21 protein-coding genes are annotated in these 23,323 nt (G+C 71.3%); 16 read left to right on the top strand and 5 right to left on the bottom strand.

The window, feature by feature from the left end; genetic code table 11:
• Positions 1–5: 5 nt before the first annotated feature.
• The 4 genes from ACLJOU_RS01955 (at position 6) to ACLJOU_RS01940 (ending at position 5,168) form a co-directional block, all read left to right on the top strand.
• A complete protein-coding gene (locus ACLJOU_RS01955; RefSeq protein WP_410562428.1) occupies positions 6–974 on the top strand; it encodes a lysylphosphatidylglycerol synthase transmembrane domain-containing protein in 969 nt (322 codons plus the stop codon).
• A gap of 223 nt (positions 975–1,197) precedes the next feature.
• Positions 1,198–2,958: a hypothetical protein gene (locus ACLJOU_RS01950; RefSeq protein ID WP_410562426.1), complete on the top strand. Its 1,761-nt coding sequence runs from the start codon at positions 1,198–1,200 to the stop codon at positions 2,956–2,958.
• A complete protein-coding gene (locus ACLJOU_RS01945) occupies positions 2,955–4,430 on the top strand; it encodes a hypothetical protein (protein WP_410562424.1) in 1,476 nt (491 codons plus the stop codon). The genes ACLJOU_RS01950 and ACLJOU_RS01945 overlap by 4 nt, the downstream gene beginning before the upstream one ends.
• 9 nt (positions 4,431–4,439) lie before the next feature.
• Complete coding sequence (locus ACLJOU_RS01940; RefSeq protein ID WP_410562421.1) at positions 4,440–5,168, top strand: lysophospholipid acyltransferase family protein; 729 nt, start codon at positions 4,440–4,442, stop codon at positions 5,166–5,168.
• 63 nt (positions 5,169–5,231) lie between these two features.
• On the opposite strand, the gene ACLJOU_RS01935 is transcribed toward ACLJOU_RS01940, so the two are convergent.
• Positions 5,232–6,032: an HAD family hydrolase gene (locus tag ACLJOU_RS01935; RefSeq protein ID WP_410564663.1), complete on the bottom strand. Its 801-nt coding sequence runs from the start codon at positions 6,030–6,032 to the stop codon at positions 5,232–5,234.
• Positions 6,033–6,182: 150 nt separating this feature from the next.
• Between ACLJOU_RS01935 and ACLJOU_RS01930 the strand changes: the two genes are divergently transcribed.
• Positions 6,183–7,064 (top strand): LLM class flavin-dependent oxidoreductase, encoded by an 882-nt coding sequence (locus ACLJOU_RS01930; RefSeq protein WP_410562419.1) that lies wholly within the window; start codon positions 6,183–6,185, stop codon positions 7,062–7,064.
• 138 nt (positions 7,065–7,202) lie between these two features.
• Here the strand turns inward: ACLJOU_RS01930 and ACLJOU_RS01925 are convergent, their stop codons facing one another.
• The gene (locus tag ACLJOU_RS01925) at positions 7,203–9,212 is read right to left on the bottom strand and encodes a DUF6541 family protein (protein WP_410562417.1); all 2,010 of its coding nucleotides are present in this window, start codon (positions 9,210–9,212) and stop codon (positions 7,203–7,205) included.
• A 79-nt stretch (positions 9,213–9,291) separates the two neighbouring features.
• Here ACLJOU_RS01925 and glf point away from each other — a divergent pair, with 79 nt between their 5' ends.
• The 5 genes from glf (at position 9,292) to ACLJOU_RS01900 (ending at position 14,546) form a co-directional block, all read left to right on the top strand.
• Positions 9,292–10,515, top strand: a complete 1,224-nt coding sequence (gene glf, locus ACLJOU_RS01920; RefSeq protein WP_410562416.1) for a UDP-galactopyranose mutase — start codon at positions 9,292–9,294, stop codon at positions 10,513–10,515.
• Positions 10,508–11,026, top strand: coding sequence for a phosphatase PAP2 family protein (locus tag ACLJOU_RS01915; RefSeq protein ID WP_091305309.1), 519 nt, complete (start codon positions 10,508–10,510; stop codon positions 11,024–11,026). Before glf ends, ACLJOU_RS01915 begins: the two co-directional genes overlap by 8 nt.
• Positions 11,023–11,982 carry a decaprenyl-phosphate phosphoribosyltransferase gene (locus ACLJOU_RS01910; protein ID WP_410562414.1) on the top strand — a complete coding sequence of 320 codons (960 nt, stop codon included), beginning with the start codon at positions 11,023–11,025 and terminating at the stop codon, positions 11,980–11,982. The genes ACLJOU_RS01915 and ACLJOU_RS01910 overlap by 4 nt, the downstream gene beginning before the upstream one ends.
• Before the next feature lie 110 nt (positions 11,983–12,092).
• The gene (locus tag ACLJOU_RS01905; protein ID WP_410562413.1) at positions 12,093–12,953 is read left to right on the top strand and encodes a hypothetical protein; all 861 of its coding nucleotides are present in this window, start codon (positions 12,093–12,095) and stop codon (positions 12,951–12,953) included.
• Between the two features lie 75 nt (positions 12,954–13,028).
• The gene (locus ACLJOU_RS01900) at positions 13,029–14,546 is read left to right on the top strand and encodes a hypothetical protein (RefSeq protein ID WP_410562410.1); all 1,518 of its coding nucleotides are present in this window, start codon (positions 13,029–13,031) and stop codon (positions 14,544–14,546) included.
• Between the two features lie 149 nt (positions 14,547–14,695).
• Here the strand turns inward: ACLJOU_RS01900 and ACLJOU_RS01895 are convergent, their stop codons facing one another.
• A complete protein-coding gene (locus ACLJOU_RS01895; RefSeq protein WP_410562408.1) occupies positions 14,696–15,451 on the bottom strand; it encodes a decaprenylphospho-beta-D-erythro-pentofuranosid-2-ulose 2-reductase in 756 nt (251 codons plus the stop codon).
• Positions 15,448–16,782 carry an FAD-binding protein gene (locus tag ACLJOU_RS01890; protein WP_410564662.1) on the bottom strand — a complete coding sequence of 445 codons (1,335 nt, stop codon included), beginning with the start codon at positions 16,780–16,782 and terminating at the stop codon, positions 15,448–15,450. Before ACLJOU_RS01890 ends, ACLJOU_RS01895 begins: the two co-directional genes overlap by 4 nt.
• Before the next feature lie 161 nt (positions 16,783–16,943).
• Between ACLJOU_RS01890 and ACLJOU_RS01885 the strand changes: the two genes are divergently transcribed.
• Together ACLJOU_RS01885 and ACLJOU_RS01880 are read left to right on the top strand one after the other, a co-directional pair.
• A complete protein-coding gene (locus tag ACLJOU_RS01885; RefSeq protein ID WP_410562406.1) occupies positions 16,944–17,480 on the top strand; it encodes a GtrA family protein in 537 nt (178 codons plus the stop codon).
• 7 nt (positions 17,481–17,487) lie between these two features.
• A complete protein-coding gene (locus tag ACLJOU_RS01880; protein WP_410562404.1) occupies positions 17,488–19,407 on the top strand; it encodes a glycosyltransferase in 1,920 nt (639 codons plus the stop codon).
• Between the two features lie 53 nt (positions 19,408–19,460).
• On the opposite strand, the gene ACLJOU_RS01875 is transcribed toward ACLJOU_RS01880, so the two are convergent.
• Complete coding sequence (locus ACLJOU_RS01875) at positions 19,461–19,706, bottom strand: hypothetical protein (protein ID WP_410562402.1); 246 nt, start codon at positions 19,704–19,706, stop codon at positions 19,461–19,463.
• Between the two features lie 171 nt (positions 19,707–19,877).
• On the opposite strand from ACLJOU_RS01875, the gene ACLJOU_RS01870 reads away from it, so the two are divergent.
• The 4 genes from ACLJOU_RS01870 to ACLJOU_RS01855 all read left to right on the top strand — a co-directional run bounded on the left by ACLJOU_RS01870 (position 19,878) and on the right by ACLJOU_RS01855 (position 23,306).
• Entirely contained in the window at positions 19,878–20,639 is a 762-nt protein-coding gene (locus ACLJOU_RS01870) for an ESX secretion-associated protein EspG (protein ID WP_410562400.1), read from the top strand.
• 90 nt (positions 20,640–20,729) lie between these two features.
• Entirely contained in the window at positions 20,730–21,215 is a 486-nt protein-coding gene (locus ACLJOU_RS01865) for a hypothetical protein (RefSeq protein WP_410562398.1), read from the top strand.
• 4 nt (positions 21,216–21,219) lie between these two features.
• Positions 21,220–21,792, top strand: coding sequence for a DUF3558 family protein (locus tag ACLJOU_RS01860; protein WP_410562396.1), 573 nt, complete (start codon positions 21,220–21,222; stop codon positions 21,790–21,792).
• A gap of 11 nt (positions 21,793–21,803) precedes the next feature.
• On the top strand, positions 21,804–23,306 hold the full coding sequence (locus ACLJOU_RS01855) for a hypothetical protein (RefSeq protein ID WP_410562394.1): 1,503 nt from the start codon (positions 21,804–21,806) through the stop codon (positions 23,304–23,306).
• Positions 23,307–23,323: the final 17 nt, after the last annotated feature.

Below are 23,323 nucleotides of genomic sequence, written 5' to 3'. Positions count from 1 at the left end.
CGTCGATGACGACCGTTGAGGACCCGCCGGCGGCCGGCAAGCAGCCGAAGACCACCCGGGCGAAGATCCTCGACGTCGTCCGGTGGGTCGCGATCGTGCTGGTCATCGGCTTCGCGGCGAAGCAGCTGGCGGCCAACTGGGGCGAGTTCTGGCACACCCTGCGTGACGTCGCCTGGCAGTCGTCCCTGCTGAGCCTGGTCGCCCTGGTCGCGGCCATCCTCGTGTCCACCTGGGGCTGGCAGATGATGGTCGACGACCTCGGCGAGCCGATCGGCTACGCCCGCGGCGCCCAGATCTGCCTGGTCGGCTCGCTCGGCAAGTACGTGCCGGGCTCGGTCTGGGCGTACCTGCTGCAGATGGAGCTGGGCCGCAAGGCGGGCTTGGCCCGCGCTCGCATCTTCACCGGCTCGCTGATCCAGCTCGGCGTGGGCGTGGTCTCGGCGCTGGTGGTGTCGCTGCTGGCGGCGCCGGCGGTGTTCAGCAACAGCCCGCGCGCGCTGTGGCTGTTCGTGCTCATCCCGCTCGGCCTGGCCATGCTGCACCCGAAGATCCTCACCTGGGGCACCTCGCTGGTCCTGCGGATCCTCCGCCGCCCGCCGCTGGCCCACCCGCTGGGCTGGAAGGTGATCGGCAAGGTGTTCGGCGCCTCGACGGCGGCGTGGTGCCTGCAGGGCGTCCACCTGTGGCTGCTGGCCAACTCGGTGGGTACGCCGGGCCTCGGCGGGTTCGTGCTGTGCGTGGGCGCGATGGCCGTGGCGATGACGGTCGGCACGTTCGCGTTCATCCTCCCGAGCGGAGTCGGCGTCCGCGAAGTGGCCCAGGTCGCGGTCCTGACGGCCAGCGGCCTGACGGTCGGCCAGGCCACGGCGTTCGCGGTGGCCTCGCGGGTGATGTTCACGGTGGCCGACCTCCTGACGGCGGGCTTCGCGGCCGTCGTGGCCCGCTCGGCCCGCCCGGCGGTCCCCGCCGCCTGAGAAACCGGCTCCGCACTGTCCACAAGTTGTCCACAAGTGGGGTGCCCCTGTGGACAACACTCGATCGGGTTATGTCGACGAGCGGACCGGGCTGCTTGACTGTCGCCGGCGAGGCGATCCCTCCCGATCGGGGCACGCGGCCGGCCCACGGGAAACGCCCCGCCGCCGCTGGTCGATAACCTGGCGCGGGCGGACAGGTGCGGTGACGACGTGAGGGGGCCGGGTGGTCTACGCGGTCGTGGTGGCGTGGCTGGTCGTCGCCGCGATCGTGGTGCTGACCTGGCCCCGCCTGGACACCGACCGCGGCTGGCGCGGCGTCGTCCTCGCTCTCACGCTCGGCCTCTCCCTGCTGCACCAGCTGCTGTTCGCGACCGTCACCGAGGACGCGCTCGTCACCTTCCGCTACGCGCAGAACATCGCCGACGGCAACGGCCCGGTCTTCAACCCCGGCGAACGCGTCGAGGGGTACACGAACTTCCTCTGGCTCGTGCTGGTCGCCCTGCCGCGCGCGGCGTTCGGCGCCGACATCCGCGCCACGGCCGTCTTCCTCGGGGTGCTCGCCGCGCTCGGCTGCGTGCTCCTGTCCTGCTTCCTGGCCAACCGGATCGCCGCCGCGGCCGCACCGGCCGGCGCCGAGCCGCGGCCCGCGATCGGGGTGGCCGCCGCGGTCCTCACTGCCGGCGCCGGCGGGCTCGCCACGTATGGGGCGTCGGGCTCGGAAGTCCCGCTGTTCGTGCTGCTCGTCCTCGCCGTCGGCTACTCGCTCGCCGCGCGCCGCCCGGTGGTGGCCGGGGTGCTCGTCGCCTTCGCCGTCATGACCAGCCCGGAAGGCCTGGTCGTCGCCGTGCTGGCCGGGCTGTGGCTGGCCGGCGCCGCGGCCGGGGAAAAGCACAGCTGGTGGGCGCCGGTGGGGTACGCGCTGGGCGCGCTGGTCTTCCTGATCCCGCGGCTGGCCTGGCGAGCCACGTTCTACCAGCACTTCGTGCCCGCGCCGCTGGCCGCGAAACTCGGCGGCCCGTTCGGCGAGCACCTCGCCGCCGGCTGGCCCTACCTGTCCGGGTTCGCGCTGGCGCACCAGGGTTTCCTGCTGCTAGGCCTGGTCGCCGCGGTCGCGCTGGTGCTGCGCCGCACCAAGGCCCCGGTCGGCGCAGCTGCATTCCGTGAGGCTCCGGGGGCCACGGTGCGCGCGCTGCGGGTGGCGGAGCCGCCGGCCCGGGGCGAGGCCCCGGTTGCCACCGCGTTCGAGACCCGGGCACTGCTCTGGCTGCTGTTCGCGATGGCGGCCGGGCTGGCCGCGGCCGCGGTGCTCATCGGCGGCGACCCCGGCCCGTCGTGGCGCCTGCTGGCCCCGCTGCCGCCGCTGCTCGCCGTCGCCGCGGCGGGGACGTACGGCGTGCTGACCGCCGGGGTCGCGGAGAAGCCGTCACCGCGGCCGAAGCCGTGGCCCGCCGGCACGCGGCTGGTGCCGGTGACCGCGTGCGGGGTGGCCGGCGTCGCGATCCTCGTCTCGGTGTTCAGCCCCGAAATGCTGGACCGGGTGCGCGACTGGCACGCGCACGGCACCGAACTCGCCGAGATCGGCGGCTGGCTGGGCGACTACCTGCCGCCCGGGTCGGTGGTCAGCACCGCCGCGCCCGGAGCGCTCGCCGCCCAGGGCAGCCAGCTGCTCATCATCGACGTCTTCGGCCGCACCGACGACCACATCGCCCGCGAAGGGCGGCACGACGGCGGGGTCGCGACCGACTACGACTACGTCGTCAACGGCCGCCGCCCGACGGTCGCCGTGCCCGCCGACGGCGGCTACGCCGACAGCCAGCACTGCGCGATCGACCCGGTGTACGCGGGCAGGTACGAGGTGGCGACCTTCCGCCGCGTCGGCACGCCGTACTGGGTCTCGGTGTACCCGCGCGCCGAACAGGCGAATTCGCTGGTCGCCGACCTCGACAAGGGTCCGGACTTCCGCTACGTACGCTGTCCTTCGTGAAGCTCGAGGCCCCCGACCGGCAGCTGGGCGTCCCACTGCGGCTCGGGGTCGGGGTGTTCGGCGCGTCGCTCGCGCTGTTCGTGGTGCGGTTCCTGGTGCCGCGGCCGATCGCGATGTCCAACAACGGCGACGGCGGCCGCGTGCTGTGCGGCGCCGGGATCACCTGGAAGGGCCTGCCCGAGCCGTTCGTCCACCTGACCTACGCGCCCACCCCGGCGGCGCCGTGCCGCCCGACGTACCTGCTGACGCAGAGCTGGCTCGCGGACCTCGCCGTCCGGATCGGACGGCTGACCGGCCTGCCGGGCACGTTGAGCCTCGTCATCCTGGGCCTGCTGAGCAGCGTCATCGCGGCCGCGGCGGTCACGGCCATCGTGCTCGGCCTGCCGTACCCGCGCCGGACGCGGCTGTTCGTGGCCGCCGGGCTCCTGCTGGTCGTCGCGGACTCGGCCTTCTTCGGGTACTTCGCGGCGATCCTCGGCGAGGGCGCGGCCTTCCTCGGCCTGCTGCTCGCCGTCGGCGGCCTGCTCCTGACCGCGCGCGAGGGCCCGTGGAGCTACGCGGGCATGGCCGTGACCTTCGCGGGCGGCGTCCTGGCGGTCAACGCCAAGGTGCAGACGCTCACCATCCTGCCGATCCTCGCGGTGGCGATCCTGCTGGTCCGGCCGGGCACGCTGCGGGGTGCTCGGCGGTGGGCGTCGGCCGCGCTGGTCATCGGCGCGATCGGGGCCGTCACGCTCTACGCGCAGCAGAGCGTCGAGCCCGCCCGCGCGCCCGACGGCACGTACAGCGGCTTCCCGGGCGACGACTCCCGCGAGATCAACGTCTTCAACTCGATCTTCCTCAACATCGTCGACGGCAGGCACGACACGCAGGCCGACCTCGCCGAGCTCGGGCTGCCGCCGTCGTTCGCGCAGTACGCGGGCAACGGCTGGTGGCACCCGCACCCGGCCACGATGGACCCGTTGTACCCGCGGTACCGCGACCAGATCAGCCGCCGGAACGTCGTGACCTACTTCGCGACCCATCCCGGCCGCACCCTGGAAGTGCTCGACCGCGCCGCGACCGACCAGCTCACCGCGCGGCCGGACTACCTCGGCAGCTTCGACGAGAACGCCGGGTTCCCGCCGCACGCGCAGGAGCACCGGGTGCCGGTCGTGTCGTGGCTGACCGGCCTGATCGCCCCGCTCGGGCTGTTCGCGCTGGTGCCGATCTGGCTGTTCGTGCTGGCCCGCGCCTGGTCACGGCGACGGACCGCGCCCGGCGTCGCGGCGGCGTTCCTGCTCGCGGTCTCGGTGACGCAGTTCGGCGCGGCGGCGCTGGGCGACGGCATCGAGGGCATCAAGCACCAGTCGGTCGCGCTGTTCGCGATCCTGGTCGCGGTGGTCCTGGCCATCCCTCGGGTCCCCCGTGTGAGTTCGCCCGCGTTGTGTTCTTCCCCGCTGAACGGCGGTCAACAACCTACGGTCCCGTAACCTTGCCGGATGGCCGACCTGGTGTACCCGCCCGTGATCGCGGCGGCCCGGACGATGTTCCGGGTACTCGACAACCGCATCCGGATCGAGGGCGCGGAGCACATCCCGCGCCGCGGCGGCGCGGTCATCGCGTGCAACCACATCAGCTACCTGGACTTCATCTTCTGCGGCCTCGGCGCCCGTCCGGCCAAGCGGCTGACGCGGTTCATGGCGAAGAAGGAGATCTTCGACAACAAGATCGCCGGGCCGCTGATGCGCGGGATGCACCACATCTCCGTCGACCGCTCCGCCGGGCTCGCCTCCTACCGCGAGGCGCTGGCAAAGCTGCAGGCCGGCGAGGTCGTCGGCGTCTTCCCCGAGGCCACCATCAGCCGGTCGTTCACCGTCAAGGACATCAAGTCGGGTGCGGTCCGGATGGCCGCGGCGGCCGGCGTCCCGGTCGTGCCGATGGCGCTGTGGGGCACCCAGCGGCTGTGGACCAAGGGCCGCCCGAAGGACCTGACCCGGCGGCACGTGCCGGTCTCGATCCTCGTCGGCGAGCCGATGCACCCGGCGAAGGGCGACGACTGGGACGTCGTCACGAAGGAGCTGCGCACCCGGATGAGCGCGCTGCTGGACCGCGCCCAGGCCGAGTACCCCGACCAGCCCGCGTCCGACGAGGAACGCTGGTGGCTGCCCGCGCACCTGGGCGGCACGGCCCCGACCCCGGCCGAAGCGGCCGAGCTCGACCGGCGGTGACACCGGGGGCTTCGCCCCGGCCGGGGGCTCCGCCACCCGGACCCCCGCAAGACGGATAGAACGCTAGAACCAGCGCTCGAGGACCTGCGCGACACCGTCCTCGCCGGCCGGCCCGGTGATCTCGTCGGCCACGGCCTGCGCCTGCGGGTGCCCGTTCGCCATCGCGACGCCGTGCCCGGCCCAGCGGAGCATCTCGACGTCGTTGGGCATGTCGCCGAAGGCGATCACCCGCTCGGGATCGACGTCCAGCCGCTTGGCGACGTCGGCGAGGCCCGTCGCCTTGGTGATGCCGTGCGCGGACAGCTCGACCAGCCCGCCCGATGACGAGTACGTCACGTCGACGTCCCGGTCGAACAGCGCGTTCACCGCGTCCGCCATCTCCTGGGACGCCATGCCGCGGTGGCTGACCAGCAGCTTGATCGCGGGGTGCCCGAGCACCTCGGCGCGCGGCCCGGTGCGGCCTTCGCCGTCGCCCCACGGGTTGTGGTAGTCCGGCTCGATCACGAAGTTGCGCATGTCGTGGTCGACCGCGCCGGTGCTGACCCGCTCGGTGGCGAGCCGGCAGCCGGGCAGCGCCTTGTCGAGCGCGTGCGCGATGTCGTGCAGCAGCGTCGGCTGGAGCAGGCCGTGCACCTCGACGATCTCTTCGCGGCCGCAGTCGTAGAGCACCGCGCCGTTCGCGCACACCGCGTACCCGGTGAGCTCGAGCGGCTTCGCGATCGGGGCGATCCACCGCGGCGGCCGGCCGCTGGCCAGCACGAACGGGACGCCGGCCTCGATCGCCCGGCGGACGGTGGCGATCGTGCGGTCGGACAGGGATTCGGAGGGGCCGAGCAGGGTGCCGTCGACGTCGGACGCGATCAACTGGGGTCTCTCCACCCACCCATTGTCCCTGACTCGTTCGGGGGAAGCCGTTCCCGTCCGTGCGACAGCCGGTGGCGACCGATCGCTCCGCCTTCCTCCCCGCCACCACCCTCAACGGAGAAGCTTCGCTGCACTGTTACTTTCCGTCCTGTGCGAGTAGGCATCGTGATTCTTCCGGAAGATCGTTGGTGGGCCGCCGAGCCGAAGTGGCGCGCCGCCGAGGAGTACGGCTTCGACCACGCCTGGACCTACGACCACCTGGGCTGGCGCACCCTGGTCGACGGCCCGTGGTTCTCCGCGATCCCGACCCTGACCGCGGCGGCGATGGTGACGTCGCGGATCCGGCTGGGCACGTTCGTGGCGTCCCCGGTGGCCCGGCACCCCGTGCCCTTCATGCGCGAACTGAACACCCTCGACGACATCTCGGACGGCCGGTTCGTCCTCGGCGTCGGTGCGGGCGTCGACCACCTCCGCTACGACGCCGCCGTGCTCGGCGGCCCCGAGCTGACGGCCAAGCAGCGCGTCGACCGCTTCACCGAGTTCGTCGAGGCCCTCGACGGGCTGCTGATGACCGACAAGTTCGACTTCGACGGCGAGTACTACCGGGCCCGCGAGGCCCGCAACCTGCCGGGCCCGGTCCAGCGGCCCCGGCTGCCGTTCGTCGTCGCGGCGAACGGCCCGCGCACGATGACCCTCGCCGCGCGCTTCGGCGCGGGCTGGGTCACGACCGGCAAGGGCGGCGAGACCGCCGGCGAGTGGTGGCGCGGGATCGGGGAGCTCACGGAGGTGTTCGACCAGCGGCTGGACGCCGCGGGCCGCGAGCGGGCGAGCATCCACCGGTACCTCAGCCTGGACGCGTCGCCGGTGTTCTCGCTGAGCAGCGTGGAGGCGTTCCGCGACGCCGTGGGCCGGGCGCAGGAGCTGGGCTTCACCGACGTCATCTCGCACTGGCCGCGGTCGTCGTCGCCGTACGAGGGCCGGGAAGCCGTCCTGGAGCAGCTCGCGAGCGACGTCCTGCCGGAGCTCCACTAGTCCGATCGGGTGACATCGGGGTGGTTGGGAAACCGTTTGCCGGTTCCCGGGCGTCTCTGTTTCCAGACGACCGGAATCACCCCGGGGGTGCGGGGGCCCTCGTGGCCGCGGCTGGGGCGCCGCGGCCACGAGGGCGTTCTACTTCACGATCCGGTAGATGACCGCACCCGGGTTCCGGTACACGACGCTGAGGAAGTCGTGCCCGTCCAGGTGCTGCAGCCCCCGCGCGATGGGCGTGTCCCGGCGGATGGTGCCGCTGCCGATCAGCACGTAGTGGATGTCGAGCCGCCGGACGGCCGCGCGCACCTGCGGGTCGCTGTCGTAGTCGGCGAAGTGCTCGGCCAGGTAGAGGGCGTCCGGCGGGGCCACGCCGGCGTCGTAGTGGCCGGCCACCGGGTGCACGCCGGTCAGCGCGTACATCCAGGCCGTGCCGTCCATGCGGTCGTTGAGCACCTTCTGCCCGGCCGGGATGCCGAGCGTGCCGAGGTGGTCCATCGCGTCGATCTCGTCCCGGCTGACCGGCGGGACCACCTCGCCGGGCAGGCCGTTGTAGTAGAGCAGCGACACCGTCTTGGCGTTGGCCGAGCGGTAGAACCCGCCGGTCAGCACGCCCATCGCCACGACCAGCAGCACCGCCGTCGCCAGGCCGATCCGGCCGGTGAGCCACGGCCGTGCGCGCACCCAGGCGCGGCCGCTCGCGACCTTCGCCAGCCACCGCTGGGTCTCACTCATGCCGTGCGCGGCGAGCAGGCACAGCGGGATCGACGCCAGCGCCATCAGCCGGAACCGGTCGTTCCACCAGGGCCGCGACAGGCTGATCACCCAGTCTTCGCCGCCGAAGCAGGCGACGACCACGAACAACGCCGACAGCCCGAGCGCCGAAAGCACCAGCCAGCGCATCCGCCGCAGCGCCACGAGCGTGAGCACGCCGATCGCCAGGAACACCGTCAGCCAGATCTGCGGCACCGGCAGCACCTGCTTGAACGTCGCCAGCATGGCCAGCGCCTTCCACACGGGCATGTGCGAGCCCCAGGCGTGGTACGGGTACGAGCCGGCCGTGAAGCCGATCGCGCCGAGGATCATCGGGGCGGCCAGCAGGCCGGCGACCACCATCACCGGCAGCATCCGCAGGACGTCGCCGCCGATGACCCGCCCGGCCCCCCGGCCTTCGGGGACGCCGTCGACGCGGCGGCCGCGCAGCGCCCGGTACCAGCGCTGCACCACCAGCGGGAACGCGAACAGGACCGCCCCGAACAGCGCGCTCGAGTGCGCGGCGAGCAGGCCGGTCGCGGTCAGCGCGAGCACCGCGCCGGTGTCCACCCCCGGCCGCACGACGAACCGCTGCAGCGCGATCACCGCCAGCGGCGTCAGCACGATCCCGAGCGCGAACGGCAGCAGGCCGCTCGACACCGACTCGTAGGCCCCGGTCGTCGCGCCGCCCGCGACCAGCGCGGCGCTGCCGGCGAACACCGCGCGGCCGCCGAGCTGGCGTACCAGCGCGGCCATGGCCAGCGCGAACAGCCCGGCGATCGGCATGGTGATCGCGTTCAGCGTGACCGGGATCGACGTCCCGGACAGCTCGTAGACCAGTGCGCCGACCAGGTGGTAGGCGTTCGGGTAGAAGGAGCCGTCCGGGTACCAGTTGATGGTGCCCATGCCGGTCAGCGAGCCGTCGCCGGTCTCGGCGATGTAGCGGATGCCGTTCGCGTGGAACACGGTGTCCCAGCGCTGGAACACCGCGGTCGTCCCGCCGCGGCCGGTGACGACCACGACGATCGACACCGCGACGGCGATGGCGACGCAGGCCCCGACGGCCAGGTGCGCCCGCCGGGTCCACGGCACCGCCGGCTCCTCGGCGCCCGGTGTGAGCCAGCCGCGCGCGGTGGCCAGGCGGCGCAGGCCGTAGAGCACGGCGGCGAGCAGCAGGGTGACCGCGGCGACGCTGGGCGAGCCGTAGGGGATGTGCGCGATCGCGAGCCACGGCCCGGCCAGGCCGGTGATGGCGTAGCTGAGCAGCGGCGCGAGCCCGGCCAGGGCCCAGCCGCGCAGGCCGGCGGCCCACCCGACGACCCCGCCGGGGACCGCCAGCACGGCCAGGTAGGTGGCCACCGCGCCGAAGTAGCTCCAGAAGTCCTCGGGTGCAGGCACTGCTTTCCAGGTGTGTCGTAGGCCGAAATGTGATAGGTGGGTGCGGGCCGGGTCAGCGACCCCCGTACCCTCGACGCCCGTGAGCGCGCACACGAACCCCGCCAACATTACTGAAGACGATTTCGCAGGTTACGACCTCGTCGTCGTCGGGTCCGGCTTCTTCGGCCTGACGGTCGCCGAACGGGCCGCGGCCGAGCTGGGCAAGAAGGTCCTCGTCCTCGAGCGACGCAGCCACATCGGCGGCAACGCGTACTCGGAGCCCGACCCGGAGACCGGCATCGAGGTCCACAAGTACGGGGCGCACCTGTTCCACACCTCGAACAAGCGCGTGTGGGAGTACGTCAACCGGTTCACCGAGTTCACCGGCTACCAGCACCGCGTCTTCGCGCGGGTCAAGGACCAGGTCTACTCGTTCCCGATGAACCTGGCCCTGATCAACCAGTTCTTCGGCAAGTCGCACACCCCGGACGAGGCCCGCGAGCTCATCGCGAAGCAGTCCTCGGAGTTCGAGACGGCCAACGCGCAGAACCTCGAGGAAAAGGCGATCTCGCTGATCGGCCGCCCGCTCTACGAGGCGTTCATCAAGGGCTACACCGCGAAGCAGTGGGAGAACGACCCCAAGAACCTGGGCGAGAACATCATCACGCGCCTGCCGGTCCGCTACAACTTCGACAACCGGTACTTCAACGACACCTACGAGGGCTTGCCCGTCAACGGGTACACCGCGTGGCTCGAGAAGATGGCCGAGCACGAGAACATCGAGATCCGGCTGAACGTCGACTACTTCGACGTCCGCGAGCACATCCCGGCGGGCACCCCGACCGTCTACACCGGGCCGCTGGACCGCTACTTCGGCTACTCGGCGGGCAAGTTCACCTGGCGCACGGTCGACTTCGAGTCCGAGGTCGCCGAGACCGGCGACTTCCAGGGCACCTCGGTCGTCAACTACAACGACCAGGAAGTCCCGTACACCCGGATCATCGAGTTCCGCCACTTCCACCCGGAGCGGGACTACCCGAAGGACAAGACGGTCATCTTCCGCGAGTACTCCCGGTTCGCGGGGGAGAACGACGAGCCGTACTACCCGATCAACACGCCGGACAACCGCGAGAAGCTCGAGGCCTACCGGGAGCTGGCCAAGACCGAGGCGCGCGAGAAGAACGTCCTGTTCGGCGGCCGGCTGGGCACGTACAAGTACCTCGACATGCACATGGCCATCGGCTCGGCGCTGTCGGCGTTCGACAACAAGATCGCCCCGCACCTGACCGACGGCGCGCCGCTCGACGGGTCCCTCGATGCTTGAGAAGGGACAGCCCACCGGCGAGGTGGCGGTCCTCGCGAAGGCCCAGGGCTTTCTGAAGAGTGAAGCTTCGGTGAAGGCCGCGCGCGGCATGTCGCACTTCGGTGAGCACGCCATCGGCTGGTTCGGCCTGGGCGTGCTCGGCGCGGTCGTCGACAAGAAGCGGCGCAAGGACTGGCTGGTCGCGTCGGCGGGGGTCGTCGGCGCGCACGCCGCGTCGATCGCGGTGAAACGCGTGGTCAGGCGGCCGCGACCGGACCACCCGAGCGTCGAGGTCCTCGTCGGCACGCCGAGCAAGTTGAGCTTCCCGTCGTCGCACGCGACGTCCACCACGGCGGCGGCGGTGCTCTACTCCGGATTGACCGGGCGTAACCTGGTGCCCGCCCTGGTACCGCCGATGCTCGCCTCGCGGCTCGTGCTCGGCGTTCACTATCCGACAGACGTTCTGGCCGGTGCGGCCCTCGGGGGGCTCGTCGGTGGTCTGATACGACGGAAGCTGAAAAAGAACCCATGAGCGAGACGACCGAGCAGCGCAACAGCGACGAAACTGCCGTGACTCCCGGGGCTGTCGAGCCGACGGCGTCACCTGGGCCGTTCGGCCTGGTCGGCGGCGTCATCAAGACGGCGCGGCCGCGGCAGTGGGTGAAGAACGTGCTGGTCTTCGCGGCCCCGTTCTTCGCGTTCTCGAAGTCGACCGACCGCACCGGTCTCCTGATCGACGCGATCATCGCCTTCGTGGCCTTTTCGCTGACGGCGAGCTCGGTCTACCTCATCAACGACGCCATCGACGTCGAGGCCGACCGCGCCCACCCGACCAAGCGCAACCGGCCCATCGCGGCCGGGATCGTGCCGGTCCCCGTCGCCTACGGGGCCGCGGTCGTGTTCTTCCTGGCCGGCCTCGGCGTGTCGTTCCTGGCCAGCTGGCAGCTGGCGGTCGTGCTGGGCGTCTACGAGGCCGTCCAGCTCGGCTACTGCTTCGGCCTCAAGCACCAGCCGGTGGTCGACCTGGCCATCGTCGGCTCGGGCTTCCTGATGCGCTCGATCGCCGGCGGTGTCGCGGGCGGCATCGCGCTGTCCCAGTGGTTCCTGCTGGTCACGGCGTTCGGCTCGCTGTTCATGGTGGCGGGCAAGCGCTACGCGGAGATCATGCTGTTCGAGCGCACGGGCGCGAAGATCCGTTCGTCGCTGAAGAAGTATTCGGCCAGCTACCTGCGGTTCGTCTGGGCGACGTCGGCGGCGATCCTGATCATGTCGTACTGCCTGTGGGCGTTCGAGATCCGCCAGACCGAGCACAACTCGGTCTGGGCGCTGATCTCGATGGTGCCGTTCCTGGTGGCGGTGCTCCGGTACGCGGTGGACGTCGACGGCGGCATCGCTGGCGAGCCGGAGGAGATCGCGCTCAAGGACCGCATCCTGCAGGTGCTGGGCGCGTCCTGGGTGATCACCCTGTTCCTGGCGTTCTACCTGTGAGTTCTCATGGCGGATCGACAGGTTCGTTTCAGGTGACGCACAGCTGAGCGACGCACCCTGAGGTGGTGGGGGCGGGCACTGCGCCCGGCCCCGTGACCACAGGAGCGACCATGAACGACCAGCCGCGCGAGGAGAAGGCCCCGGACGCGACCGAGCAGCCGACCGTCGAGCACCCGACCCAGGCCGACCAGCCGACGGCGGTCCACCGAAGCCCCGCGGCCACCGGCGAGCCGGCCGCCGCTTCCGGGCCTGCCGAGCCGAGTCGACCGGCGGCTCCAGCGCCCACCGCGCCTGCCGCCTCCGCCGAGACCGGCGAGCCGAGCCAACCTGCTCCTGCGGCCTCAGGGGATGTCGCGGCGCAGGCGCCTCCCACCGCCGCGTTCGCGGCCGAGCCCACAGATTCGAGCCAAGCGGCGGCGCCAGCCCCGGCCGCGGGAGCGGCCGCCGCGCAGAGCGCGGCCGAGCCCGTAGATCCCGGCCAAGCGGCGGCAGCGCCAGCCCCGGCCGCGGGAGCGGCCGCCGCGCAGAGTGCGGCCGAGCCCGTAGATCCCGGCCAAGCGGCGGCCGCCGCACAGGGCGCTGCCGGGCCTGGCCAGGCGTCCGGCGCCACACCGGCCGACCGGACCGCCGTTCACGGCCAGCAGCCACCGCCCACTCCGCAGCTGTCCCAGCCCGGCCCCGGCCGGCACTACGCCGCCTGGGGTCCTGCTCAACCAGCGCCGCGGCCGTTCGGGGGGTTCCGGCGGTTCGTCGGCCACCGCGCCACCCAGCTCGTCGGCGCCGGCTTGCTCGGCCTGCTGGTCGGCGGCGGCGTCGTCGGCGGGATCGCCGCGGCGTCCCACCACGGCCCGCGCTACGGCGGCCCGGGCATCCACCGCCAGTACCACGGCCCCGACCAGGGCTTCGACGACCGCGGTCCCGGCTTCGGCGGGCGCGGCAACACCGGCTCCGGCACCGGGGACGGCATCTGATCCGACACTGTGGCCTGGGCCACCCGTACCCCGCTCAGATCACAGAATCATCACGAGCGGGGTACGGTATTCCGGATGCGAAGCGCCTCCGCAGAACTCCCCAAAGCCGTCCGCGCGCTCCCAGCGGCCATCCCCGTCGCCCGGTCCTGGGCCCTGCCGGCGGGCGCCGCGGCCGCCTCCGCCTTTGTGTTCGCCCTGGTCAGCAGCCATCTCATCGATGACACCTACATCACGCTGTCCTACGCGAAGAACCTCGCTTTCCACGGCCACTGGGGCCTGATCGAACAGGGCACGGCGAACACCGCGACGTCGCCGCTGAACGTCCTCCTCCTCGGCGCGGTCACGTTCGTCGTGCGCGACGCCGTGCTGGCCGCCGGTGTCGTGTTCGTCGCCGCGCAGGTGCTGTTCGTGCTGGGCCTGCGCCGCCTCGGCGAGCGCTCCGGCCTGCCGGCGACGTTCGCGCCGCTGACGTTCGCCTTGCTGCTGGTCAACCCGCTGCTGTTGTCCTCGATCGGGCTGGAAGTCGCGCTCGGCGCCACGGGGGTCGTCTGGACGCTGGTCTACGCGGGGGAGCGCCGGCCGGGCCGCCTGGGCGTGGTGATCGGGCTGCTCGCCCTCGTCCGGATCGACCTGCTGCTGCTCGCCGCGGTGCTGTTCGCCGCCCGCCGCGAGTTCTGGACCGGCATCTGGCGGACGGCCTTCGCCGCCCTCGCCGTCACGCTGCCGTGGTTCGGGTTCAGCTGGTTGGTGCTCGGCTCGGCCGTGCCGGACACGCTCGTCATCAAGATCAGTCAGCAGTCGTGGGGTCCGTTCAGCTTCACCAACGGCCCGCTGCTGTACTGGCGCAACTTCCCGGCGGCGGCCGCGTTGTCGTTCCTGCCGCTGCTGCTCGCCGCCCTCGCCGGAGTGGCCTGGCTCGTCCGGTGCCACCGTGGTTCCGAGACGGCCCGCCGTCTGACACCGTTCGCGGCGCTGGCCGTCGCCAGTGCGCTGCACTACCTGGCCTACAGCCAGCTCGGCGTGCCGCCCTACCACTGGTACTACGCGCCGAGCATCATCGGCGCGACGATCTTCCTCGCCGCCTGCGCCTCAGCGGTCCCGGAGTGGGTGCGCCGCGGCGCGTGGACGGCGGCCGGAGCGGTCCTCGCGGCGAGCGTCGCGGTGTATGCGCTGCCCGGACTGCCCCGCCAGTTCGCGCCGATCACGAGCAACCACGCCTCGACGACGGAGTACCGCGAAATCGGCCAGGAGCTCGCGGCGATCGCGCACGGCCGCAAGGTCGAGACGGCGGGCGAGGTCGGCGCACTGGCCTACGCGTGCGACTGCGAGCTGGTCGACGAGTTCTCCGACCGCGGAGCGGTCGACCCGGCGATCACCGAGACCAAGCGCCGCAGCGACGACCTCGGCCGCGCCCTGCTGGAGGCGAACTTCCACAACTTCGACCACAGCGTGGCCCCGATCAGCCCGGACCTGGTCCTGGCGACGACCCGCCGCACCCCACCACCGGCGGCGCTGGCCACCTGGCACATCGACTCACCGTGGGTGGGCAGCCAGAACCTGTACCTGATCCCCGCCCACGCCACGGGCGGTTGACGGGCCAGGTCTGGGTGGGGCCGCCGGTCAGTACCGAAAACGGGCGCTGCGAGCACGCGCGCCGCTGGGCCGGACCGAGCCCGTGCGCGTCGTGAAGTTCGTCGCCGAAGACCCGGCCCTCGCGGTCCGGGCCTTCGGCGAAACCTGAATCAGATCGGCAGCTTGCGGAAGATCGGCCGCGGGACGTGCCGCAGGGCCGACATCACCAGGCGGAACTGCGCCGGCGCCCACACCAGGTCCTTGCCCGCGCGCGCCGCGCTCACCGCGGTCTCCGCCACCTGCTCGGCCGTCTGCGCCAGCGGGGCGTCCTTCAGGCCCTCGGTCATCTTCGTCTTGACGTGCCCCGGGCGGACCACCGTCACCTTCACCCCGAACGGCGCCAGCGCCTCGCCGAGGCCGAGGTAGAACCCGTCGAAGCCGGCCTTCGTCGAGCCGTACACGAAGTTGGACCGGCGGACCCGCTCGCCCGCCACCGACGACAGGGCGATCACCGTGCCGTGGCCCTGGGCCTTGAGCTTCTCCGACAGCGCCACCCCGACCGACACCGCGGCCGTGTAGTTCACCGTCGCCAGCTCGACCGCCTTCGCGTGGTCCTGCCAGACCTCCTCCGGGTCGCCGAGCAGGCCGAACGCCACGACCGCGACGTCGATGTCGCCGCTCTCGAACGCCTTGGCCAGCACGGCCGGGTGGGACGCCGTGTCCTTCGCGTCGAAGTCGACTGTGGACACCTCGGCACCGCGGTCCTTCAGGCGCTGCGCCGCCGCGTCCAGACGGGGCGACGGCCGGGCGGCCAGCACGACCCGCAGGGGCTTCTCGGCCAGGTACTTCTCGGCGATCGCCAGCGCGATGTCGGACGTGCCGCCGAGCAGGAGCAGGGACTGGGGGTTGCCCACCGCGTCGATCACAGTTCGAGCCTCCGGCTCATGTCAGAGGCGAAAACGCCTTCGGGGTCAATGGCCGCGCGCACCTTGCGCCACTCTTCGAGCCGCGGGTACATCTTCGCGAACGTCTCGGGCGAGGTGCGCGAGTCCTTCGCCGTGTACAGCCGCCCGCCCAGCTCCAGGACGTCTTCGTCGAGCTCCTGGCAGAACCGGCTCAGGCCGGCCTTGATCGGGAAGTCGACGCAGACCATCCAGCCCGGGTGCGGGAACGACAGCGGCGCCGCGTTGCCCTCGCCCATCCGCTTGAAGACGTTGAGGAAGGACACGTGCCCCGACTCGGCGATCTTCTTGACGATCTTGCGCAGCGGCTCGTGCGCGTTCAGCGGTGTCGAGAACTGGTACTGCAGGAAACCGTTCGAGCCGTACGCCCGGTTCCACTCGCCGAACATGTCGAGCGGGTGGTAGAAGGCCGTCAGGTTCTGGATCACGCCGCGGGCGGCCTTCGGCGTCTTGCGGTAGTACAGCTCGCCGATGGCGCCGAACGTCAGCTTGTTGGCCAGGCCGTTCGGGAAGACGTCCGGCAGCGTCGCCAGCTGCGGGGCGTCGAACTTCAACGGGTTCGCGCGCAGCTTCGGCGGCAGTTCGTCCAGCTTGGCCAGCGAGCCCCGGCCGAAGGCGGCGCGGCCCAGCTTCGCGCCGGTGGAGATCGTGTCGAACCACGCCGACGAATACGTGTAGTTGTCGTCGGAGCCGTTGCTGACCAGCTCGAGCGTCTCGTCGAGGTTGTTCGTGCGCTCGTTGTCCGCGATGAAGTACGCGGTCTCGGTCTTCGTCATCCGGATCTTCGCCCGGACGATGATGCCGGTCAGGCCGATGCCGGCCACGGTCGCCCAGAACAGGTCGGCGTCCGGGCCCTCCGGCGTGAGCGTGCGGATCTGCCCGTCGGCGGTGACGAGGTCCATCGACACGACGTGGTTGCCGAAGCTGCCCGCGCTGTGGTGGTTCTTGCCGTGGATGTCGTTGGCGATCGCGCCGCCGATGGTGACCTGGCGCGTGCCCGGCAGCACCGGGACCCACAGGCCGTACGGCAGGGCCTCGCGCATCAGCTGGTCGAGGCTGACGCCGGCGTCGACGTCGACGAGCGCGGAGTCCGGGTCGATCGAGTGGATCCGGTTCAGCGCCGTCATGTCGACGACCAGGCCGCCGGCGTTCTGCGCCGGGTCACCGTAGGATCGGCCGAGGCCGCGGGCGATCACGCCGCGTGCACCCGCCTGGGCGACGGCGCGTGCGATCTCTTCCACGTCGGCCGTGGTCAGCACGTCGGCCGTGGTCGGTGCGGTCCGCGCCCAGCCCATGAGCGTGCGACGCTGTGTGTTGGGTACGTGGGTCACCCGACCAGGGTAGCCACGCCCAACCACGCCCGAGACGTGACCCTGAAGTGCTCATCTCTACACTTTGCGCATCAAGGTACAAGCGCCCGCGCGGGTGACCATGACTCAGGTGACGAGGTAAAGCAGTGGTGGCGACCGATCCGCAAGCCGACGTAGCGGCTGTGGCATCCGGGGCCGAGTCCCGGACCCCGGCCGGGGGGCGGGCCCCCCTGGACCCCCCAACGGCGAGTGGGCAGTCCTCTCCTGGACTGCTGGGCCAGCTCATCCGCTTCGCCCTGATCGGGGGCTTCTGCGCCCTCGTCGACCTGGGCACCTACACGCTGCTGACCCAGGTGGCCGGGATGGCCACCTCACCGTGGGTCGACATCGCCCGCGCTATCTCTTTCATCGTGGGCACGACCACGGCGTTCTTCCTGAACCGGAAGTTCACCTTCGCCGGCGGGCGCCGCGACGGGAAGGCGCAGGTCGGCTCGTTCGTCCTGCTCTACACCGTGACGTTCTTCGTCGCGGTCGGGGTGAACCAGCTCATGCTGCAGGTGCTGCCGGAGTCCGCGTGGCAGCACACACTGTGCTGGGCCGTGTCGCAGGCCACCGCCACCGTGATCAATTTCGTGATGCTGAAGTGGGTCGTCTTCCGCGAGCCGTCGACTGAGGAGAACTGAGGAACCAATGCCCGGTAAAACAGCTACCCCGGCGCCGACCACCACAGCCGGCGCGGCCGCCGAGACGCGGTTCACCGAGCACACTCCGCAGGGCCGCCTGACGGCGCAGCGCGGGCTCTACGCCGGCCCGGCGCCGATCGTCAGCAAGGACCTGTACGCCGAGCTCGAGTGGGGCGCCGCCGTGCGGGAACGCGCGTCGATCAGCCTCGAGCCCGCCTCCAAGGTGTCGGGCAACACCTACTTCGGCCGGTTCCCGGCCAGCTACTGGCAGCGCTGGACGACGGTGACCGAGGTCTCGGTCGAGGCGGTCGTCACCGGCACCGGCCTGCTGACGATGGGTGCCTCGGACGTCGAGGGCGAGCCGCGCGTGGTGGCCGCTGAGCAGGTCAAGGACGCCAAGCAGGCGAAGGTGTCGCTGACCGGCAAGCTCGACAAGTTCTACGACGGCGGCGCGCTCTGGCTCGACCTCGAGACCGAGGGCGGCCAGACGCTGCGCGTCGAGCAGGTCCGCTGGACGGTCGACGCCCCGGAGAAGATCCGCCCGACCGCGGTGACCATCTGCACGATGAACCGCGCGGACGACTGCCTCAAGAACCTCCAGGCCCTCGCCGCGGACGTCTCCTCGCTGGAAACCCTGGACGCCATCTACGTCGCCGACCAGGGCACCGACCTCGTCGAGTCCCGCGACGGCTTCGAGCAGGTCGCCAAGGACCTCGGCGACAAGCTGCACTACATCAAGCAGCCGAACCTCGGCGGCGCCGGCGGCTTCACCCGCGGCCTCTTCGAGGTGGCCGGGCACACCGCCACCGAGCACGCGAACGTCCTGTTCATGGACGACGACGTCCTGCTCGAGCCGGACCTCGTGATCCGGATGACGGCGTTCTCCAACCGCGCCGCCAACCCGATCATCGTCGGCGGCCAGATGCTCAACCTGTTCCACCCGAACCAGCTGCACGTCGGCGCGGAGTACGCCCGCCTCAACACCCTCGAGCCCGGCCAGCCGGTGGAGCACTCGCTCTCCACCGCCGACCTGCTCGGCGTGGACGAGGAGACGCTGAAGCCGAACCGCCAGGAGCGCCGCCTCGACGCCGGTTACAACGGCTGGTGGTCGTGCCTGATCCCCTACGAGGTCGTGCAGGCCACCGGCTACCCGCTGCCGTTCTTCTTCCAGTGGGACGACGCCGAGTACTCCTACCGGGCCCGCGCGCACGGCTTCCCGACCGTCACCCTGCCGGGTGCGGGCGTGTGGCACGCGGACTTCCACATGAAGGACTGGGACGAGTGGCACCGGTACTTCAACCTGCGCAACTCGATCATCACCGCGGCGCTGCACTCGCCGTTCAACCTGAACCTGCTCTCGCGGGTGCTCATCGCGCAGCTGGTCCGCTACCTGCTCGGCATGCAGTACGGCCTGTCGGCGACGCTGATCAAGGCCGTCGAGGACTTCCTGAAGGGCCCGGAGATCCTGCGTGACGGCGGGGTCGAGGCGATGAAGGAGATCCGCCGCATCCGCGACGACTACCCGGAGACCAAGCGCCACAAGGCGACCGACGTCCCGGGCATCGCGTCCAACGACATCGGCATCATCAACAGCGCGCCGCGGCCCAGCATGCAGCGCCTGGTGCTGATCAAGCGGGTCCTCGACCGGGTGCTCGGCCGCAGCCGCTTCGGGCTCGGCGCGGTGCCGATCGACGAGGCCAACTGGTGGCACATCGCGCTGTTCGACACGGCCGTCGTCACCGACGCGAGCCAGGAGGGCGTCCGCGTCCGGTCCTACGACCGGGTGAAGATGTTCGCGCTGGCCAAGCAGGGCGCGCGGGTCATCCAGCGGCTGCGCAAGGAAGGCGCGGCGGTGCAGGAGCAGTACAAGCGGGCCATGCCGGAGCTCACCTCGCGCGAGAACTGGAAGCGCCTGTACAAGCTCTGACGCTCTTCGCGCGAAGGCCGTCTCACGCACGTCGTGAGGCGGCCTTCGCCGTCTCAGGCGTGCAGGCCGAAGACCTTGCTCTTGCGGGTGAGGTCGTCGATGTAGGCGGCGGCGACGTGCGCGAAGTTGACCGCGACCACCGAGTCGTCCTTGGTGGTCACGGTTTCGACGGCGCCGGCCTTCACGAGCTGGGGGAGCCTGCCCGCCAGCTTCCCGGATTCTTCGGTGGTCAGGGCGAACAGCAGCGGTTCGCCGCCGGTGGCGAGGTGCAGGACGAGGGCGGGTTTCGAGTCGGCCATGCGTCCATCGGACCAGCGGCGATCTTCGCCGGGCAAGCGGGTTCGCTGAGGGCGGAGCTTTCGTTCGGGGGCTCCGGGTGGCGGAGCCCCGGCCCGGGGCGAACCCCCGGTTGTCACGGCGGTGGACTACCGTTTTCGCGAAGCCGGAAGACCCTCGGGGGGACGGACGCGATGCCTCACTCGTTCTCGCTGTCACTGGCAGCGGTGGACATCCTGCTGGAACAGCTCGGGCTCGGCCGCGCGCCGACGCCGTTCGAGGTCCCGCACGTCGGCACGACCGTCGAGCAGCGCGCGATGATCCGCGACGCCGTGGTCCGCGACCTGACCGGCCGCGGCCTGTGGAGCCGCGGCCGCCTCGACCCGGACGCCGAGCTGGCGCTGGCCACGTTCGTGCGGGGCAGCGTGACCATCAACGCGGCCGCCGAGCTGGGCGACCGGCACCTGTTCGCCCGCGTCGCCTCCGACGGCCAGTTCGCGGTGCTCGCCCGCCAGCAGGAGAACCTGCTCGTCTTCGAGGAGGTCCGCCCGACGGGCATCGTGCCGGCGATCGTCGACCTCCTCCCGCTGACCCCGGCGGCCCCCGGCCAGTCGGTGACGATCTCCCGGCCGGCCCAGCAGCCCCGCCAGGAGCGCCGCGAAGAGGCGTACGACCCCTTCGCGGGCGTCACCGGCCCGCGTTCCCAGAGCGGCGGCGGCCCCCAGATGCGCATGATCGAGCGCGTCTTCCAGGAGCCGAAGAAGCGCATCGGCCAGTTCACGGCCCAGACCCGAGCGGGTGCGTTCCCCCCGCTGGCCTGGTTCGACACCCCGAGCGGCCGCTGGCTGATGTCCTCCCGCGCGGCCGCCGACGGCCAGCGCTGGATCACCTACGCCCCGGCCGACAACGCCCGCCTGGCCCAGCAGCTGTACGCCCAGCTCGAAGGCCAGTTCTGACCGCCGCGGAACCGGTGGCGCGGGTGGTGCGTCCGAGGGGGAGATCGGTGAACAGCGGTTGCGCTGGGTGTCCGGCTAGTAGACTTCCGGGTGCACACGCACGGGCGAAGCGATGATCGGGGAGCAGCGATGTTGATTGCCGACGGTGGTGGCGGATCGATGTCGGACATCGTGAATCCGCTTTCCTCCGGTGCGATGGCCGAGGCGGTGCAGAGCGTCAAGGCGGAGACCGACAAACTGGTCGCCTCGGCGGCGAGCGGCGGCTTCAGGATCACCCCGGAGGGCGTGAAGCCGATCCGGGACGCGCTGACCGCACTGGTCAAGGACCTCGACCGCCTCGGGTACAAGGTGTACGCGCTGGATCAGGCGCCCCGGCTCGGGAGCCACCCGTACGGGCAGACCGTCGCCTCGCACGACCAGAAGAGCGCCACCGAAAGCGAAGGTTCGGCGCGGGCGGTGCTGGGGCAGCTGCGGGAAATCGCCACGCAGACCGACAAAGCGCTGGAACGGGCCACCAGCCTCTACAACCAAACCGAAGACGAAGCCTTCGCCGCGTTCCGGAACAAGCAGGGCTGAGGTCATGACGAAACTCCTCGTTCGGGTCGTTCTCCCGCTCCTCGCCGGCGGAGCCCTCCTGACCGGGTGCACCACCACCCAAGGCGGAACCGCCTCACCAGCGCAATCCCCGGCGGCGAGCGAGTCGAAGGCACCGGAGAGCTCGTCCTCGGGCGGCGGAGGCACGCAGTCGATCACCGATCCCTGCTCGCTCCTCGAAATGAACGACCTGACCAGTTACGGCCAGTTCGATCCGCCGGAGAACGGCAAGATCGGCTCCGCGCGTTCGTGCAGCTACCAGAAGCAGATCGCCTCGGCGAGCGACAAGTCCATGCTGATCGGAGCGAACGTCCGCGACGACGCCTCGATCGATCAGGTCAGGGACACCGGCCGCGGCGTGGTGGACAAGGACATCAACGGCCGGAAGGCGAAGGAATCGCCCGACGGCGCCGCCCCCGGGTGCACGTTGGCACTGGCGGTCGGCGACTCGTCCCGGGTCGACGTGGAAGTCACGGCGGTCGCCTCTTCGGACGAGGCCTGCCAGATCGCCGAGGCGGTCGCCAAGGCCGCTGTCGAACCGCGGCTGCCCAAGGCGTAAGGGGAGTTCAGATGAGCACGCAACAGGCCCGCCCGCCGAAGACCGCGGACAAGTCGCCGCAGGAAGTGCAGAACATGGCGCCCGCCGATCGGGATGCCTACCTGCAGCGGAAGGCCGATGAGGGCGTCGATCCGGACAACTGGCTGTTCGGGTGGGTCCAGGACTACCTCGCGCGCGCCCAGGCGAAGAACCAGTCGCGGGAGATGGGCGCCAAGAACGTCAAGGACGCCACCCGGGGGCGTGACGTCGAGTACGTGCAGGGCCTGCACGCACCGAACGCCGACTACAAGGGCAACGAACACACCCAGCTGCAGGCGTACCTCCAGAGCAATCTGGACGTCGACCAGGTGTCCCAGGTCTCGACCGCCTACCACGAGGTCCACCAGGTCTTCGACAAGTTCGCCCAGTCGATGACCACCGCCGTCAACGCCTCCAAGGGCACCTGGGAAGGCTCCGCGGCCGAGAACGCGCAGCAGTACTTCACCAGCCTGAGCAAGTGGTCCGACGCCAACTCCCAGAACGCCAAGCTGGCCTCCGAGACCATCTACCAGCAGGGCCAGGCCGCCGCCACGGCGAAGAACTCCATGCCGGCCCCCATTCCCTTCAGCTGGACCGACGAGTTCAAGGGCTGGGCCACCTCCAACCCGCTCAACCTGGCCGACAACGTCGAGAAGTCCATCCAGAAGCAGAAGGACAGCCAGGCCGCGCACGACGAGGCCGCCAGTGTCATGGCGACCTACGACAAGAACCTCTACGAGGCCGCCTCCAAGCAGCCCGCCTTCGCGCCGCCGCCCAGCTTCAGCACCGGTGGGGGCAGCGATGACCCCGGCGGCACCGGCGACAAGAACGGCATCAACAACCCCTCCAGCGTGAACCCGCCGGGCTCCGGTTCGGTACACCTCCCCGGGGGGAGTGCGAGCACGCAGGGCTTCTCGTCCGGCAACCCCAGCGGACCCCTCGGCGGGCCGGCCGGGCACACCATCTCCGGGCCCGGCTCGACGACCGGCTCCGGGTTCGTGCCCGCGGGCACCACCACGCCGTCCAGCTTCACGCCCGGGTCGCTCCCGGCGGCGTCGACGTCGAACCCGAACCAGCAGTTCGGCGGGATGCCGCCGATGAGCCCGATGCCGATGGGCGGCCTGAACTTCGGCGGCGACGAGGCCTACAACTCCAAGGTCGGCGGCGGTGGCGGTGGACGCGGCGGCGGGGGCTTCGGCCCCGGCGGGTCGAGCGCGGCCGGCGGCGCGACGGGTGCGGGTGCCGCGTCCGGGGCGGCCCGGCCCGGCGGGATCGGCGCCGCGGAAGCGGCCGCGGGTCGCGGGATGGGCGGCCTCGGTTCGGGTGCCGCCGGTCGCGGGGGTGTGGGCCCCGGCGGGGGCGGCGTGGGCCGCGGCCAGAAGGGCGAAGGCGACGAAGACACCGAGCACTCGCGCCCGACCTACCTGGTCGAGGGAGACCCCGACGAGGTCTTCGGCACCGACCTCCGCACCGCGCCGCCGGTGATCGGGGAATAAGGCGAACGGAAAAGGGG

The organism is Amycolatopsis sp. cmx-4-61, from assembly GCF_046548775.1.
Lineage (GTDB): Bacteria > Actinomycetota > Actinomycetes > Mycobacteriales > Pseudonocardiaceae > Amycolatopsis.
The sequence above is the reverse complement of the archived record's forward strand: the minus strand, read 5'-3'. Positions and strand labels throughout refer to the sequence as shown.